This is a genomic window from Runella sp. R0.1_18, assembly GCF_057652155.1.
This window is the reverse complement of record NZ_JBYFCK010000007.1, coordinates 75,994-92,833: the sequence shown is the minus strand read 5'-3', so window position 1 is coordinate 92,833 and position 16,840 is coordinate 75,994. Positions and strand designations below refer to the sequence as shown.

Annotated in this window: 17 protein-coding genes; 7 read left to right on the top strand and 10 right to left on the bottom strand. The window is 43.1% G+C overall.

Translation table 11 applies throughout. From position 1 onward, the window contains the following. Positions 1 to 171: 171 nt before the first annotated feature. The 5 genes from AC23P2_RS14275 to AC23P2_RS14255 form a co-directional block, all read right to left on the bottom strand. On the bottom strand, positions 172 to 1,578 hold the full coding sequence (locus AC23P2_RS14275; RefSeq protein WP_487773828.1) for an NAD(P)(+) transhydrogenase (Re/Si-specific) subunit beta: 1,407 nt from the start codon (positions 1,576 to 1,578) through the stop codon (positions 172 to 174). Positions 1,579 to 1,590: 12 nt separating this feature from the next. Beyond that, positions 1,591 to 1,899: an NAD(P) transhydrogenase subunit alpha part 2 gene (locus tag AC23P2_RS14270; RefSeq protein WP_028527091.1), complete on the bottom strand. Its 309-nt coding sequence runs from the start codon at positions 1,897 to 1,899 to the stop codon at positions 1,591 to 1,593. A gap of 15 nt (positions 1,900 to 1,914) precedes the next feature. Then, positions 1,915 to 3,042 carry a Re/Si-specific NAD(P)(+) transhydrogenase subunit alpha gene (locus AC23P2_RS14265; protein WP_487773827.1) on the bottom strand — a complete coding sequence of 376 codons (1,128 nt, stop codon included), beginning with the start codon at positions 3,040 to 3,042 and terminating at the stop codon, positions 1,915 to 1,917. A 183-nt stretch (positions 3,043 to 3,225) separates the two neighbouring features. Further along, on the bottom strand, positions 3,226 to 5,658 hold the full coding sequence (locus tag AC23P2_RS14260; protein WP_487773826.1) for a TonB-dependent receptor: 2,433 nt from the start codon (positions 5,656 to 5,658) through the stop codon (positions 3,226 to 3,228). 27 nt (positions 5,659 to 5,685) lie between these two features. Next, on the bottom strand, positions 5,686 to 7,104 hold the full coding sequence (locus AC23P2_RS14255) for a S41 family peptidase (RefSeq protein ID WP_487773825.1): 1,419 nt from the start codon (positions 7,102 to 7,104) through the stop codon (positions 5,686 to 5,688). A 283-nt stretch (positions 7,105 to 7,387) separates the two neighbouring features. Here AC23P2_RS14255 and AC23P2_RS14250 point away from each other — a divergent pair, with 283 nt between their 5' ends. The 3 genes from AC23P2_RS14250 to AC23P2_RS14240 are packed head-to-tail and all read left to right on the top strand — an operon-like array spanning position 7,388 to position 10,330. Continuing rightward, complete coding sequence (locus tag AC23P2_RS14250; RefSeq protein WP_487773824.1) at positions 7,388 to 8,533, top strand: sensor histidine kinase; 1,146 nt, start codon at positions 7,388 to 7,390, stop codon at positions 8,531 to 8,533. Next, positions 8,505 to 9,557: a sensor histidine kinase gene (locus AC23P2_RS14245; protein WP_487773823.1), complete on the top strand. Its 1,053-nt coding sequence runs from the start codon at positions 8,505 to 8,507 to the stop codon at positions 9,555 to 9,557. Before AC23P2_RS14250 ends, AC23P2_RS14245 begins: the two co-directional genes overlap by 29 nt. Beyond that, positions 9,554 to 10,330: a LytR/AlgR family response regulator transcription factor gene (locus tag AC23P2_RS14240; protein ID WP_487773822.1), complete on the top strand. Its 777-nt coding sequence runs from the start codon at positions 9,554 to 9,556 to the stop codon at positions 10,328 to 10,330. Before AC23P2_RS14245 ends, AC23P2_RS14240 begins: the two co-directional genes overlap by 4 nt. An 11-nt stretch (positions 10,331 to 10,341) precedes the next feature. Here AC23P2_RS14240 and AC23P2_RS14235 read toward each other — a convergent pair whose 3' ends face one another. The 3 genes from AC23P2_RS14235 to hslU all read right to left on the bottom strand — a co-directional run bounded on the left by AC23P2_RS14235 (position 10,342) and on the right by hslU (position 13,831). After that, complete coding sequence (locus AC23P2_RS14235) at positions 10,342 to 11,025, bottom strand: retron system putative HNH endonuclease (RefSeq protein WP_487773821.1); 684 nt, start codon at positions 11,023 to 11,025, stop codon at positions 10,342 to 10,344. Beyond that, positions 11,012 to 12,313, bottom strand: coding sequence for an AAA family ATPase (locus AC23P2_RS14230; RefSeq protein ID WP_487773820.1), 1,302 nt, complete (start codon positions 12,311 to 12,313; stop codon positions 11,012 to 11,014). The genes AC23P2_RS14235 and AC23P2_RS14230 overlap by 14 nt, the downstream gene beginning before the upstream one ends. A gap of 81 nt (positions 12,314 to 12,394) precedes the next feature. Next, positions 12,395 to 13,831 (bottom strand): ATP-dependent protease ATPase subunit HslU, encoded by a 1,437-nt coding sequence (gene hslU / locus AC23P2_RS14225; protein WP_487773819.1) that lies wholly within the window; start codon positions 13,829 to 13,831, stop codon positions 12,395 to 12,397. Positions 13,832 to 13,969: 138 nt separating this feature from the next. On the opposite strand from hslU, the gene AC23P2_RS14220 reads away from it, so the two are divergent. The 4 genes from AC23P2_RS14220 (at position 13,970) to AC23P2_RS14205 (ending at position 15,292) form a co-directional block, all read left to right on the top strand. Then, complete coding sequence (locus AC23P2_RS14220) at positions 13,970 to 14,260, top strand: hypothetical protein (RefSeq protein WP_028527083.1); 291 nt, start codon at positions 13,970 to 13,972, stop codon at positions 14,258 to 14,260. An 83-nt stretch (positions 14,261 to 14,343) separates the two neighbouring features. Then, the gene (locus AC23P2_RS14215; RefSeq protein ID WP_487773818.1) at positions 14,344 to 14,796 is read left to right on the top strand and encodes a nuclear transport factor 2 family protein; all 453 of its coding nucleotides are present in this window, start codon (positions 14,344 to 14,346) and stop codon (positions 14,794 to 14,796) included. A 24-nt stretch (positions 14,797 to 14,820) separates the two neighbouring features. Next, the gene (locus tag AC23P2_RS14210; protein WP_028527081.1) at positions 14,821 to 15,078 is read left to right on the top strand and encodes a hypothetical protein; all 258 of its coding nucleotides are present in this window, start codon (positions 14,821 to 14,823) and stop codon (positions 15,076 to 15,078) included. A gap of 28 nt (positions 15,079 to 15,106) precedes the next feature. Further along, the gene (locus tag AC23P2_RS14205) at positions 15,107 to 15,292 is read left to right on the top strand and encodes a hypothetical protein (RefSeq protein WP_028527080.1); all 186 of its coding nucleotides are present in this window, start codon (positions 15,107 to 15,109) and stop codon (positions 15,290 to 15,292) included. A 12-nt stretch (positions 15,293 to 15,304) separates the two neighbouring features. On the opposite strand, the gene cdaA is transcribed toward AC23P2_RS14205, so the two are convergent. Both cdaA and AC23P2_RS14195 read right to left on the bottom strand, forming a co-directional pair. Beyond that, positions 15,305 to 16,105 (bottom strand): diadenylate cyclase CdaA, encoded by an 801-nt coding sequence (gene cdaA / locus AC23P2_RS14200; RefSeq protein ID WP_028527079.1) that lies wholly within the window; start codon positions 16,103 to 16,105, stop codon positions 15,305 to 15,307. Positions 16,106 to 16,136: 31 nt separating this feature from the next. Further along, positions 16,137 to 16,772 carry a DedA family protein gene (locus AC23P2_RS14195; RefSeq protein WP_028527078.1) on the bottom strand — a complete coding sequence of 212 codons (636 nt, stop codon included), beginning with the start codon at positions 16,770 to 16,772 and terminating at the stop codon, positions 16,137 to 16,139. Positions 16,773 to 16,840 lie beyond the last annotated feature (68 nt).

Below are 16,840 nucleotides of genomic sequence, written 5' to 3'. Positions count from 1 at the left end.
GCTGTAATCTGATTCATTCTTTCTACTAAGATGTTGCTCCTCTGGAGCAATAGAGAAATGGCTTTTTGTTTTAATACCTTCACCCTAGTTTACCTACTAAAAGCAAAGCGCTCAGGTTTCCCCAAGCGCTTTACCAATTTTGTACTTCGTCATTTCTTTATTCTACCTTTGCTAATCCATACCCTTCAATTCCGCTACTACTTTGGTGATAGAGTCTTTGGCATCCCCAAACAACATCATACAGTTGGGGTAATAAAACAATTCGTTGTCGATACCAGCGTAACCTGCCGCCATCGAACGCTTACTGACAATCACCGTTTTGGCTTTGTCGGCGTTCAAAATGGGCATTCCATAAATTGGGCTGGCAGGATTGCTGCGGGCAGCGGGGTTCACTACGTCGTTGGCTCCAACGACAAACACGACGTCGGTCGTCGCAAACTGGTCGTTGATTTCTTCCATTTCCACCAATTTATCGTAAGCCACGTTCGACTCCGCCAAAAGCACATTCATGTGCCCAGGCATTCGTCCCGCCACGGGGTGAATCGCGTATTTTACCTCCACACCGCGCTGTTCGAGCAAGGCTTCCAATTCGTGAATCACGTGCTGCGCCTGCGCCACTGCCAATCCATAGCCTGGTACAATAATCACTTTTTGGGCGTAGTTCATCATAATAGCAACGTCAGAAGGCGTACTGCTTTTCACCGCTCCCCCCGTTGCGGCACTTCCACCACCTGCGGCGGCGGCACTTCCTCCACCGAATGAGCCAAAAATTACGTTTGTAAGAGAGCGGTTCATGGCATTACACATCAAAATCGTCAGCAACGTCCCTGCCGAACCTACCAAAATCCCGCCCGTGAGCATCACTTGGTTGTCGTACAAAAACCCACCAAAAGCCGCCGCTACGCCCGTAAAAGAGTTGAGAAGCGAAATCACCACAGGCATATCAGCCCCTCCAATTGGCAGCACAAAAAGGACGCCGTAGGCCAACGACAACGCAAAAACCGTATAAACCAAGGTCGTGCTTGGATGCCCCAACGCAATGTAAACGGTCAGCCCTAACGTCGCTATCAACAGCACCAAGGTAAGGATGTTTTGCGCAGGTAAGCGGAAGGTTTTTTTCATGATTTCTTGCAACTTGGCGTAGGCGATGATACTACCCGAAAAAGACACGCTACCGATGACCAATCCTGCTACAATCGTCAGGACGGTGGCGGGAGAAGCATCGTCGTGCAGGTGTCCAAATTCGACCAACGAAATCAGTGCCGCACAAGCGCCCCCCATTCCGTTGAAAAGGCTCACCATTTGCGGCATATCGGTCATTTTGACTTTTTTGGCCGAAATCCAACCGACGACTGTTCCAATGGCAATCCCTCCGAAAATCCAGCCGTAGTTGCCAATCGGCTCGCCGTCTTCGTTGGTATGCATAAAGATAGTACCCAAAATAGCAATCGCCATCCCTGCCGCTGCCAAGAAGTTGCCGTTACGGGCAGTTTTAGGCCCCGAAAGCATTTTTAATCCTACGATAAAAAATACCGAGCCCAAAAGGTAAATAAGGTATAACCAATATTGTTGTATCATTTCAGTTGACGGTTACTTTTTCTTTTTAAACATTTCTAACATACGGTCGGTGACGACGAAACCGCCCACAACGTTGAGCGTTCCAAGAATGACCGCCAAAAAGCCGAGTATCAACGCGGGCCAATTGCCCGCTTCGGCATGCCCCATGACGATGATTGCCCCGATAATCACCACCCCGTGGATGGCATTGGCACCCGACATTAGCGGCGTATGCAGGGCAGAGGGAACTTTAGAAATCACCTCAATTCCTACAAAAATGGAAAGAATGAGGATATAGATAAGTTGTATGTTTTCGCCAATAAATGTGATGATTGCGTCCATAAGTTGCTGATGACGTTATTTTAAAATTGATTTTGTAAAAGCATGAACCAACTGACCTTGGTACGTGATGAGGCTTCCTTTGGTGATTTCCTCCTCCAGTTCCCACTTAAAACCGTCTTTGTTGGCCAAATGCAATAGCAATGTACTGATATTTTTGGCGTACAAATCGCTGGCGTTGGTCGCTAGTAGTGCAGGTAAGTTTGACTCTCCAATGATGGTTACACCGTTTTTTACTACCGTCTGATTGGCTTCGCTCAAGGCACAGTTCCCGCCCGATTCTACGGCCATATCCACAATCACGCTGCCCGTTTTCATCGACTTTACCATTTCTTCCGTCACCAGAATGGGGGCTTTTTTACCCATCACCAAAGCCGTTGTGATGACTATATCTGCGTCCTTGATGCGCTGTTTGATGAGGTCTTGTTGTTTTTGGAGAAACTCCGCCGACACTTCTTTTGCATACCCTCCTTCCGACTTGTTGGCTTCCATGCCTTCCACGCTCAAAAACTTCCCACCCAGCGACTCCACCTGTTCTTTGGTTTCGGGGCGAACGTCGGTTACTTCCACTACTGCGCCAAGGCGTTTGGCCGTCGCAATGGCCTGTAATCCTGCCACCCCAGCGCCAAAAATCAGTACCCGCGAAGGTTTGATGGTTCCTGCGGCCGTCATCATTAGCGGAAAAATTTTACCCAGTGCATTGGCTCCTAGCAATACTGCCTTATAGCCCGCGAGATTGGCCTGCGAGCTGAGCGCATCCATGCTTTGGGCTTTGGTCGTACGTGGAACGGCATCCATGCTAAAGGCCGAAATTTTCTTGGCATTGAGGGCTTGAACCAGTTCAGGCTGCGTGTAGGCGTACAGAAACGAAATGCTCACTGCACCTTCGCGCATTTGAGCCACTTCTTCCAGTGTAGGGGCGTTGACTTTTAGAACGACATCGGCGTCGGCAAGGAGCGTTTTGACATCTGCTACCACTTGAGCGCCTGCCTTCTCGTAATCGGTGTTAAGTAGGGAAGATTTCTCGCCAGCATCACTTTGGACGGCGCAGGTAAAACCCGCTTTGAGAAGAGACTTAACAACGTCAGGTGTGACCGCAACCCGCTTTTCGTAGGTTTTGGTTTCTTTCAAAATAGCTATTTTCAAGGTTGAAGTAGTTTATTGGAATAAAACCCCAAAATATAGGACATTATCCACATAAACAATAACATTCACCAGTTTTCGGAAAATCTTTTTGTATCGACCAGCACTGAGCTAAAAATGGCAACCGCTGCCTCTGCAAAGCGCAAAGACAGCGGTTGAAAAAGAGACAATTAAATTAGCACAGCGTTATTTACGAATACGAGCCGCATCCTCACTTACCCCCGATTTTCGACCCCGAGCTTGGTACTTCGACTTCCCAAAGTTGTACGTCACCCGAAACGACGCATAGCGCTGCGGCTGCACGTTGGTAAACGTCATATCCGAATCATCCACTTGGATGTTGGCCCGAAAAATGCTCGTCCAAAAAATATCGTTGACGTTCAGTTGCGTATTCCAGCGGTTATTGGCAAAGCTTTTTTGGATACCTAAATTAATTGCTCCCAACGAACGCGCACGGTAGAAACTAGCACGGTCGGGAACATTGTACCAACCCGACACTTCGAGCGTATATCCTTTGGGCAACGTAAATATGTTGGAAACCCAGAGTGAGGCCGATAACCCAGCCACCGAATTGCTTTGGCCATTGAGGGTGACATTTTCGCCCCCGTAGGCAGTGCTGAGGTACATTTGATAGTTCCATTTGGGCATCAAAGTAGCCGAATGGCTCACATCAAAAAATAGTCGTTGGTTGTTGGCATTGACCTGTTGCCAAGTCGTCAGGCGCGTAGTAGCATTGTACAATGGCAACTGAGTCACCCCGTTTTGGTTGTAGTTATAGCCCGTGACCAACATGAGTTTTTTATACGAATAAGTCACCTCCGATACATTCCGAATACGAGGATACAAGAACGGGTTTCCCATCGCTACTGTATAGGGGTCAATGAAAAAAGGAAAAGGATTGAGTTGCCAGACTGTAGGCCGCGAAATTTTACGAGACGAACTCCATACCAAATTGCTGTTGTCGTTGAGTTTATACTGTAGTGTTAGGTTAGGTAAAATATTCCAATAGTTGCGGTTTACAATCGCTCCCAATGTGACGGATTCACCTTGGGTAACGGTATTTTCTGCCCGAAGCCCTGCCGTAAAACCTAGCTTTTTAAACTGCTTGCTCATTTGCATAAAAAACATCGTAATGTTTTCGTCGAACGTAAACTCATTACTTCGCCCAAAATCTTTACGAAAATCAGCAACCGTCAAAGGAGTCGAACGAGAAGCATCCGTCCGAATGAGCGTATCGTAGTCAATTTTGGCAAGGTTTTTTACGTAATTCATTTTAAACCCCGCCTCCAATTTCCACTCTTTCCCCACAACATCCGTGTAAATCGCGTTCAATGTTCTAAAGGTTGAATTAGCGAGTTGGTCATTTCGCTGAACTGATATACCCCGCACTTGTTCGTTGTTTCGCACATATTCAGAAACCATGTTCTGCGTTCCTGGTTTCTGACTGCCTGCCACGGCCACTTCCAACATCAGTTCACGGCCTTTGTTGTTTTTGTAGGTATAGCCCGCTAGTCCCGTCAAGGAGCGGCTATTTTCCGTCATTTGGTTGTAGCTTATCATCAACGGTTGTTCATTCCCGCGCAGCACCGACTTGTTTTCTGCATACGTCGAACTGGGAGCCTTGCCCATATCGCCCGTAAGTTTAAAATCAAAGCTGTGACGCGGACTGACCACGTACTCTACTCCTACTAATCCGTTGAGGCTTTGGTTGGGGTTTTTAAGATAGGCATACGACTCAAACACATCTTTATTTCCTTCTTTCCCCATTATACGTCGGTCGGTCAGTTCTTGGTACCAATTGGATGCACTCCAACCTGTATTCAGCGAAAACGCCATTTTTCGGGTTTTATACGACAGGTTTCCACCCGCATCGCCCGTCGCAAAACGGTGTTGCAAATACGTCCCATAAATCGACCCCCGCCCACCCAAGTTTTGATCGCGTTTGAGCTTGATGTTGATCACCGTCTGGAACGATGACTCGTACTTGGCAGGCGGCGTAGGCATGAGTTCAATCGTTTCGATTTGGTCGGGGGTTAGCGATTTTAGGTAGTTTTTTTCCTGCTCTTCGGTCATTCGTAGGTCTTTGCCGTCAATCAAAATTTTGGGTGATGTTCCTCTAAACGTAATTTTTCCGCTCATGTCCACCAACAACCCTGGCGAACGCCGCATTACCTCAAGGGCATTGGTGGCAGTTTTGAACATTTTGCTGTCCACATTCACAATGATGTTACCCATTTTTTGCTCAAAAACAGGCTTAATCCCCTTCACCACGACTTCGTTGAGCTGCTTTTGGTCGGCTTGTAAGAATAGCGTTCCTACATCCCAGTCCCGTTGGTTTTCATTAATATGAATCGGAGCCGACACAAAACGCTGGTATTCAACGCTAGAAATGGCCAGCAAATAGTGCCCATCTGCAATATTTTGTAGCATAAAACGCCCTAGTGTGTCAGTCACGCCCCCTTTTACGAGCGATGAATCTGACGATGATAGCAGCGCCACACTCGCAAACTCCACCCCTTTTTGGGTGCTCATTTCCACCGTGCGCCCTTTGATGCTTCCTTTGTTTTGGGCAAAGCATAGCCCGCTGACGAATGTCAGTACAACGAAAATGTATTTCATGACTGTTAAGAAAAAAGGGTTAAAACGCTATTTTGATTGCCAGTAATTTTGAACAAACTTTATCCAATCTTTTTCCGAGCTTGGAATCTTAACATTGGGCTGAAAGCCAACGTTGTCGATGGGGGCCTCATCGACCCAACCTGTGCGGGTGGTGGGCAAGCGTAGTTCAAAGTTTTTGCACGGCAACTCGTGTTCACGCACATTGCCATAGTCCATCATGCCGCCCGTGTGGTTGCCAAAAAGCGTCACTTTTTTACTTTGTTTGGCATAAAACACAAAGTACTCAGCGCTGCTGTAACAGTTTTCATTCATTAGCACCGCTACTTTTTGAGGGTACGGCAACACTTCCCCGTACGACATCGTATCGGCAGGATATTCCACCATTTGTCCTACTTTTAGTCGATTTTTAGCCAGTGATTCCTGCCAAGGCTTCGCGTCTTTGGCCGAAATCCACCCTTGAGTCAGCGCTCGGTCAATCATCGCCTCTTCCGCTTTTAAATTGTCGGGAGTACTTCTAAAATGTGAGTGAATATCTCGGAAAGTATTGGTATTGAGGTATTTTAAAATGGCAGGAAAAGACCCATTCATTCCGCCAAAGTTGTCACGAATATCTACAATCAAATGGGGGGAATTCCGTATCGTTGCATCGTGTACCTTCAAGACACTATCTACCATTTCAAAGGAAATACCGAAAGAAGGGATTCGTACGTAAAAAGTTTGTTTATCAATCGCTTTTACGTGAAACTCCTCGTCGCCCTGCTGTACTTTAGCGAGCTCATCGGGGGTTGCCTTTTGAGGATACTCCCGTACCCAGTAGCCAGAATTAGGGACGTTGAGCAAGTTTCCTTCCAGCGGGAACGTACGTTCAGAAGAAGTGAGGTCGCCTGCCCAGTAAATTCCTTTATAAGGGCTTGGGCCACTGGCGGCGGCTTCAAATTTGACCATACCTGGTTGCCATTTTTTATTTTTAGCCGCCAACACCACCGCCGCCATTTTGTCGGGTTGCTGTGGGTCACGCATGAGTGCCACGCGGTAACTTCCATCCGCGATTTCCCAAATTCCCTCCAATGGATGTAATTTGCCAACGTGGGCATCAAAGTAGCTTTTCGCTTGCTGCTCGTCGGTGCTGATGGTACGGATGGGAACCGTTACTTCGGGCTCATTAAAAGAAACCTGAAAATGGCCATCTTTAAAAAAACGTTTGTAGGCCCGTACCAATTGGAAACAACGCTTATCGCCTGGCAAGTCATGGGCTGCCGTTCGCAAACTATCGAGTAGTCGTTCGTAGCGTGGCCTTGTTTGGGCAGTTACTTTGTCTTGAAAACCTGCATAGTTGGCTTCTGTTTTCTGGATGTAGGTAGCCAACACCGCCGAACATTCACAGTTTTGGGCCCTACTTTCAGTGGCAAAAAGTAAGAAAATACAGAGAAAAAATCGGTTTGCCATACGCTTTGGTTGTTTAGAAATCATGCTTCAAAACTGCACGGATACGTTGTCGTTACCAAAGTTTTTTGACGAACCTCTCTTTCCTCTCGACGAAAACTCGACAAATGAGACGTTTAGGTTGCTTACGGCCAAACCCTATTACGGGAACGTGTGTGCGGTTGCTCACAACCGACTGAGACTCCTGCGGTTGCTCACAACCGCAGGCACATATAGCAACCGCAGACACATATTGAGAGAAACTAATTGACTTTGACGAAATTTGCCCAAATTTTTAGACGAACGTATGAATCGCCTCGACCAACCGAATCTACAACTATTTGATGTCGTTGAAAAAGCCCTAGATTTCTATAATTCTAGGCTTTGGCCGCGTATTTTGGCACATCTGTGTTACATTTACTTGAGCTATACCTTTCTTGCCAACGAATTTTTCGTTGAAAATTTGAAATACGGCGTCTATTTTTATGTTTACTGGCTCACCAATTTAGCCGCGGCCTACGCCATTTTTTATTATTTATTTCCTACCTACTTCGTCACAGAACGCTATTGGCATTTTTTTTCGTCCATTGGCCTGTGGTACTTTACAGTTTTTAGTTACTTCACTCACGCTTTTCTCCAGGAAGTTTACAGTAACAACCCCGTCGTTAGCTATTCAGCATCAAGAGAAGACAATCCTTTTCTTGCTTTTTTCGACTCCTACAACCAATACGGTTTGTGGGGGCACTTTAGAAGCCTATCGTTTGCATTTGTGATATTTTTTGAATTCAAGTCTCATTTTGGGCTCATTATTTTGGTAAAATCTGTCAAGTATTTTATTGAAAATATCATCAAGCAAAAACACCTCAATGACCTTAACCACGACCTCGAATCTCGATTTTTACAAAGTCAGCTCAACCCTCACTTTTTATTCAATTCGCTCAACAATATCTACGGGCTCATTCTCAATCAAAAGCCTACCACCACCACCGCCATCAGCCAACTACAAAGCCTTTTGAAAGAATCTTTTGATGATACTAAAGGCAATAACGTACCGCTACTTTCAGAAATCAATTACCTCAAAAACTACATCAGCCTCGAAAAAATTAGGCACGACCAAAACGTTCATATTGATTTTAAGGTGGACGAAAGCACGGTTAACAATCATTTCATTGCCCCACGGGTTTTGTTACCTTTTGTCGAAAACGCCTTCAAACATGGCCTAAGCGACAACCTCAAACACGCCCAAATCGACATCAGTATTTCTCTAAAAAACAACCAGTTACATTTCGACATCTACAATTCAAAACCCGATTTAAAAGTATCGAAGACCAAAGTAGGTGGAATAGGCTTGGTCAATATCAAACGCCGCCTATCGCTACTCTACCCCTACCATTCGCTCCAAATCCTTGATAACCCCAACAGCTATGAAGTCCACCTTAGATTACCTTTATGATAAACGAGCAGGCATTTTTGAGCTTTTGTTTTGGCTTTTTTGGTTTTTCAACAATACCATTTACATCGGCTCTACCACCAATATGTTTACGTCGGGTGCCTTATTTTGGACCTTCGGCAACATCATCGTTTTTTACATCACTTACCGATTGGCATTGTACTGTGTGCGTCGGCTATTTGTACACTATAAGTATGTCATTTATTTATTTTTAGTATATGTGGTGGGACATTTGGTCAAGACGGTCGTCAACGAAATCATCTGGCAAATTGCGCTAAACCACCTCGATTTTGGAACCTTCAACCAAGACTACCAAAAAATGATTAATATCGACGGCGGGGGGCTAAGGCAACGCTTGTCCAATTTTTTGCTCAACCCTATTGTATTTTTGGTACAGGCATCCCGTTGGTTGCCCATTTCCTTGAAGATAATGATAGATTTGGCCTTAGAGCAACGCAAAAACAATGCGCTGAATAAAAACAAAATGGACTTGGAGATAAAGCTTCTAAAATCGCAGATTAATCCTCAATTTATCAATGAGTCGCTCGAAAACATCAAAAATGTGGTCAATACCGACCCCAAAAAGGCCGAACAAATGACACTCAAGCTTTCAAATATGATTCGCTATACCCTTTATGAAACGGATGTCGAGAAAGTAGCGCTTCAGAAAGAATTGGATTTTATGATTAATTACGTTGATTTGCAAGAAACGCGACTTGCAGACCACGCAAACGTCAATTTTCGGCTCAAAACCCATTTCCTCGATAGCCTGACGATTAGCCCATTACTGATTTTTCCCCTTTTAGAAAAAGCCTTTAAATGTATAAAATCAAACTGCGAGGTGGACATCAAAACGCAAGATGCGGTGTTGGAGTTAAAAATTGAGTCGGACTACGTTACCGACTGCCACCATTCGGGCATCGAAAATGTGCAAAAAAGATTGGCGTTCTTGTACCCCAACAAGCATCGACTGAAGGTAATCGAAAATGAAGGAATGTATAAAGTTGATTTAAAACTTGAGCTATGAAAAACCTCCGTTGCATTATTGTAGAAGACGAGCCCATTGCTCAAGAAATCATTGAGACTTTTGTCAAACGGCTTCCTTTTTTAGAGCTTGTAGGCAAAGCAAGCAACGCCTTTGAAGCGTATGAACTTCTATCGCAACATTCGATTGATTTGATTTTTTGCGATATTGAAATGCCCCAAATCTCGGGCTTGGAGTTTCTCAAATCGCTGTCATATCGGCCACAAGTGATTATGACAACGGCTTTTCACCAATACGCTCACGATGGTTTTGAACTCGATGTTACTGATTATCTACTCAAACCTATCGCTTTTGAGCGTTTTCTAAGGGCCATCCAAAAAGTAAAAGAGCGGCGAGAAGCCAAAGAAATCCTCGAAAAACGCCGTCACGAACTACAAGAAGTGCCATTGGAAACCGAAGCCAAAACTACCCCAACGCCTCGCGGGGAAGACAACGGGATTTTTGTCAAAGAAGATGGAAATTTGGTAAAAGTCCTATTTGATGAAATTCAGTACGTAGAAGCGATGAAGGATTATGTCAAGATTTATATCCGCGACCGCTTCATTGTCACCTACTTAACCATGAAAAAAATGGAGGAAAGCCTACCAGAAAGCATCTTTGTTCGGGTACACAAATCGTACATTGCCAGCTTACCAAAAATCAAAAGCATCAGCGGAAACATATTGTCGTTTCATTCGCATACGCAAATTCCGATTGGGATGCAGTATCGGGAATCACTTTTGGAGCGCCTTGGTCATTTAATTGTAATAAGATAACCTACTTAAAATCAATTAATTCCACGTCTTGTCGCGATATAAATAAGCAAGTACTGACGAAAAGATTCTGATATATTATCTAACAAGCGATTCATCTGAGCTTGCAGAAAATCCTTTTTTTGACGAACAGGAATAGCAACAAAACCTTCCAATATTCCGCTGAGCATATCACTACGTTGTTTTAATAGATCACTATGGTTCAAATTCAATATTTCAATAAATGATTGAACCTGATTTTTAATATCTATCCTTAAATCATATTTAGGAGCTATCGTACCATCCTGATAAACAACAAAATAACGATGATTACTATTTTGAGTCACTTGTGCATCTTGATAATAAATGATTGGAGGTAATAGTGTATTACCCCGTTCTGGCTCACAGTACTTCCTTCCTGTATTGGAGTCAACTGAAGTTTCTTTACACACTGCTACTAAATTGAAATAATTTGTTGATAATTCTAGGTTATGGCTTTTAGGAATTATATGTTCTATTGAAGCTATTTCGTTCGTTAATTTTCGTTGACAATAAGCACAAAGATTTGACTGTTCATTTAACAAGAACACTTTAGCTTGGGATATATTAGGTAAGTTTTGATAATCAGCCCCATAATTAAATGACCGCACTCCGTTTGCTGTAGTAAACCATTGCTCCCACTCTCTTGGTGGAATATCTCTCTTTTTAATGAATTGCATTTTCTTTCTTATAATTATTCCACTCAATTAGTGATTTAGCCTTTTGAATTTCTGCATCTGTTTGTCCTAGCAGATGAATTAGTTCTTCGAGCAAAGGATTAATTTCAAGAGCACTAGCTTCGTCATCAATCAACTGGAAGAGTCTATCCAACTTATTTTGCGTGTCAATATGTCTATCAGGTGCTCCTAAAATATTTCGTAAAATAGAGTTAACTTGTTTTCCAAAATATTTTTCATTACACAATTTCACTTCTTCTTTTTCAATTATATAAAGATTTCCATTCTCAAAATTTGCAACTACTGTTGGACTATGAGTAGTAATAAAAAACTGAACAGAGGGAAATAAATTTTGAATCCAAACAATAGCCTTTCCCTGCCAACGTGGATGTAAATGTAAATCTATTTCATCTATCAAAACTACACCATTTAATTGCGACTTGAGCTCTTGTAATGTGAGCCACGGGTTTAATTGTGAAGCTCTCCAAACCAAATCAATGATTAGAAAAAGCAAATTCCTATAACCATCAGAATAATAACTCAATGGTAAGGGAAGCTGGTCTTCAAATAAAATATATAACTCATTATCGTCTTCAGGTTCTGAATATATCTTCAGTGAAAAATTTACTGGCAAATCAGCAAAAAAAATGAGAGCTTCTTTGAGAGCGAGTTCAACATTTTCAAGAACATTATCAATATTATTAATATCTTTTATTTGAAAGGTTGCACGACGCGTTACCGCACCTTTTAGCCACTCTGTTAGTAAAGGCTTTATGGCTTTTTCTTCTAAACATTGTAAATAACCATTTCTTCTTCCCATCTTAGCATCATACAACTGTTTTTTTGACTGATGCGCATCTTTAAATAGACGTTGAGTGGAATAAAAAGCAATAATTGGGGCAATATTCCTATCTTTTTCATTTTCAAATGCTTCAAAAAAAGCGCCTCCGTATTCACTAATTGATTTTATTTTTTTATTATCGTTTGTTTTTGTATTACGTTTAATTGTTCTCGACCATTCGCCTTGAACATAAAAATTATCGCTTGCTTTTACTGTTGTTTCTTCTTCTCTTCGCCCATTGGTAATTTTAATTTCGTCATAAGCTATTACACGTTGCATTTTTTGCTCTTGAGAACCAAAAAATGCCCCAACTGCGACACAAATGCCTTCTAACAAACTTGTTTTACCACTTCCATTAGCTCCTACAAATAGATTTACACCATCTTTAAAAGATGCATTGAGGTGCGTAAAATTTTTAAAATTAATCAATTCTAAATTTTCAATTCGCATGAGTAATAAGTAGTTTTCGTTGATAGAATAGCAAAAAAATGTAGCTTCTCAAAATAGTGGTTTTTTGAGAAGCTACATTTTTTACAATATATATTGACTCAAATCGCGGTTTTTAACCAAGTTGGCCAAACGCTCCTGCACCAACTCTTTGGTCACAATCACGTGGGCATTGGGTCCGATAACATCAGGAATGTCAAACATGAAGTCATTGAGCAAAGTACTCATCACCGTTTGAAGACGACGCGCACCAATGTTTTCCACTTCAGAATTGATGGTAAATGCCAATTTGGCCAACTCTAACAATGCGTCATCTTGGAAAGTCAATTCGACACCTTCGGCTTCCATCAACGCAAAGTATTGACGCGTGAGAGAATTTCGCGGCTCTTTCAAAATACGGTAGAAATCATTTTCCGTCAAGCTTTGCAATTCGACCCGAATCGGGAAACGTCCCTGTAATTCTGGAATCAAATCCGAAGGTTTAGACACGTGAAAAGCCCCCGCTGCCACAAACAAAATGTGGTCGGTTTTGATAGGGCCGTGCTTGGTATTGACCGTCGAGCCTTCGACAATCGGGAGCAAATCGCGCTGAACCCCCTCGCGGCTTACGTCAGGGCCTCCGCCTTTGCCGTTGGAATTGGCGATTTTGTCAATCTCATCAATAAAAATAATTCCTAAATTTTCGGCCTTCAGCAGCGCTTCTTCTTTGACTTCATCCATATCAATGAGCTTGGCCGCTTCTTCTTCCAACAATATCTTACGGGCATCAGCAATGCTCATTTTACGTTTTTTATTACGCTTAGGCATCATGTTACCGAGCATTTCTTGCAAATTCATCATCGACATATCGTCGATAGGCCCACCCATCACGCCAATATTAGGAGCCGACGAAGACTGCATGTCAATCTCAATTTTCCGATTTTCGAGTTCACCCGCCCGTAGTTTATCGCGAAAACGTACGCGTGTGCGCTCGTTGAGTTCGTGGTCGGGCATCGACGAAACAGGCGGAGGAGGATTAACGGCGTCGGTATCATCCGTAATCTCAAAACCTACACTTGGGCGACCATTGTTATTAGGAGAGTTATTGGGATACATCGGCGGAATCAGCACATCCAAAATAATTTCTTCTACGATGTCCTGCGCCTTTTGTTTTACTTCTTCTTTTTTGGCCGTTTTCACCATATTTACGGCTTGTTCTACCAAGTCGCGTACCATACTTTCGACGTCGCGCCCCACGTATCCTACTTCTGTAAATTTAGAAGCTTCTACTTTTACAAAAGGTGCATCGGCGATTTTGGCCAAGCGGCGGGCAATTTCGGTTTTCCCGACCCCCGTCGCCCCAATCATCAAAATATTATTAGGAATAATTTCTTTTTGCATCTCGGGCGTGCTGTTCATCCGACGCCAGCGGTTTCGGAGTGCAATCGCCACGTTGCGCTTAGCATCGTGCTGCCCGATAATGTATTTGTCTAGTTCGGCGACTATTTCGCGGGGAGTTAGTTTATCTAATTGTGAGGACATCCGTTAATTTGACAATGTGAAAATAGATAAATTTAAGAATGTAATAAGGGCATTTTTTTTGCAAAACAAATGTAGAAACGTTGGCATTTTCAAATTTGACCTCTATTTTTGTACAAATTTGATAAACGAATCTTGAAGATGAAACGTAACTTTTTGAAAATAAGTGCTTTGTTGTTGACGGTTTCTTTAGCCTCTTGTAAGTATCAAAAGAACAATACCATCGAACAGACGGATTTGCGCGCTGGTGATGAATACGTTTACGGCGTACACCCCGATTCAGCGGCTCGTCAAACCAAGATTAAATATACGGCAAAACCAGAGTTAGAGCAACGTACCAACGCCATCCGTGAAAAATTGTTTGGTGGTGCTACTCCAGAAACTACTGCTCCTGCAGCCGCTCCTGCTGATACAGTTGTAGCAGCGAAATAATTTCTGCGGGATTTGTTATAAATTTGAAGCGACGCTTGAACAGGCGTCGCTTCTTTTGTTTCCATCAACCTTCTACTAAACCAATGAAACCATTTTTTCTCCTCTGCTTTTTTCTCACTGCGTCATTGATTGGCTTTTCGCAAACCGAAGAAGCTGCCGTGAAAGTACCTATCCAACAACTTTTTGAAGGAATGAAAAAAAGTGACTCGTCGATGGTACACCAAACATTACTTGCCAACGCCCGCCTCGAATCAATTGTCAAAGCCAAATCAGGCGACATCAGCGTTAAGTCTGATTCGTTTGATGGATTTCTCAAAAGCATTGGCAAAGCCACACCTGGCGACTTTGACGAACGCCTTTCTGGAATGCAAATCCGTATTGATGGTGACTTGGCTACTGCTTGGACTCCGTACAAATTTTATTACAAAGGCAACTTCAGCCACTGTGGTGTCAATGCGTTTCAATTAATAAAAACACCTGCTGGCTGGAAAATCCTCAGCATCATTGATACGCGCCGCAAAGAGGCATGTGAGTAAATTTCAAAAATAGAAGACACAATTATGCGCTACGTTGGAGACATCGCCACGACTGATTCGTACAAAATTTCGCTTTATACTTGGAATGAAAAATACATCGTCAAGATTGAAGCTGGCCCTTACGAACAAATGTATAAGGTAAATCAATTGGACTTTTTGGGGGATGAAGCTGCCCTGAGAGAAGTTTTTGCAGACGAAGTTTTTCTAAAAAGTGTATTTGCACGTTTCCAGCAAATGCACAGCGACTTCAACGACGTCCTTACCCGATTTGATTTAGTCTAGTAGTGGTTCATTCTCAAACTTTTTTGCCATGACTTTTGAAGAATACCTTGTCACCAAAAAAATTGACATAAAAACCTTTAGCCAGCAAGAAGCAGAGCGTTTTCAGGAATGGGAGCAACTGTTCTCTCAAATTCACCCTGAGAGTTTTACCGCCCAAAAGAAGTTTCTTCTCAACGATGTCCGTCGGAAGTACTTATTAAAAAACGAAGGCTAAAAACAGCTCCGTTTATTTTCTGCCTACCTCAAACAAGTATTTTTTGAGGCGTTCTTCGACTTCTGAAGCCGAAATATTGCTAAGGAATTGGCCTTCTATGGCCAACGAAATACGTCCTGTTTCTTCCGAAACGACAATCACCGCCGCGTCGGTTACTTCGCTCATGCCAAGTGCCGCGCGGTGGCGGAAACCCAAATTTCCAAAATCATCGCTATCCGAAACGGGCAAGATACAACGGGCGGCTTTGATGCGCCCATCGGCCACGATGACACCCCCATCGTTCATGGGGCTGTATTGATTAAAAAGCGACAGAAAAAGGCGTTTTGACAACACACTGTCCACTTCTTCACCCGTTTGAATGTATTTATCGAGCTCATCGTTTTTCTTGAGTACTAGCAAGCCCCCCGTAAACTCAGCCGCCAGTGCCCGAACTGCCTCTATGATAGGCTTGATTTCATTGATTTTATCGGCCGAAGTTGGTTGACGAAAAAAACGTCCAATAAGACGATTATTGGCAAAAGCGGTTGATTTTCCTACAAACAACAAAAAACGACGAATCTCTTGTTGGAAAATAACAATCAACGCCACCGCACCTACCCCCATGAAATACTCCAGAATCTTGGTGAGCAATTCCAAACCAATGGCCCTAACAACCAAGTAGAAAAGGTAAATCAACAAATACCCTAAAAATACCCTACTCGCCAAACTTCCCCGCACCAAGTAGTAGATTTGATACAAAAGGAAAGCTACCAAGGCAATATCCAAGACGTCAACCCACTCAACGTTCAAAAAACCGATGTGAAAAACGAACATAACAACGACTAGCTATTTTGATATTGGCAATTTATTCGTCAGCAATTTCTTTTTTGGCGTTAAAATACCCTTTTACTACTGTAAACGTCGTAATTCCTAAAAAGAAAAAGATAATGTAATGTACATAATCTATAATCCACGGGAATTTTTCCCCAAAATAATACCCTCCACCTGTCAATCCAAAAATCCACAATCCCGCTCCCAACACATTAAACAACATAAAGCCGCCAATGTTCATCCGCACCAATCCTGCCAAAATCGGCGCAAACGTGCGCACAACGGGCAAAAATCGACTGATTACCAAGGTACGACTTCCGTACTTATCGAAATACTTACGGGTCGTGTTGATGTGTTGTTTTTTAAAGAACAGCGAATCGGGTCGATTTTGTATGCGATCCCCAAAAAATCGTCCAGTTAAGTAGCCCGTCAAAGAGCCTACGATGGCGGCTAAAAACAGGCACATCAGTAACAAAAAGATGGGTACGTCGAGGATTTTGAGCGCACAAAATACCCCTGCCAAAAAAACAAGATAGTCGCCTGGCAGAAAAAACGCAAAAAACAGCCCATTTTCAGCAAAAATAATAAGCGTTATGAGCACTAGCCCTCCCGTGCGGATAAGTTCCTCGGAGTTAAGGAGGTATTGGAAAAAGTCAAGGATAGAATTCATGTTCAAAATTACACAACTTATCTTTCACAGCAAGCCCTCTACCTGTTGCATACTAATTTTCTAGGGTA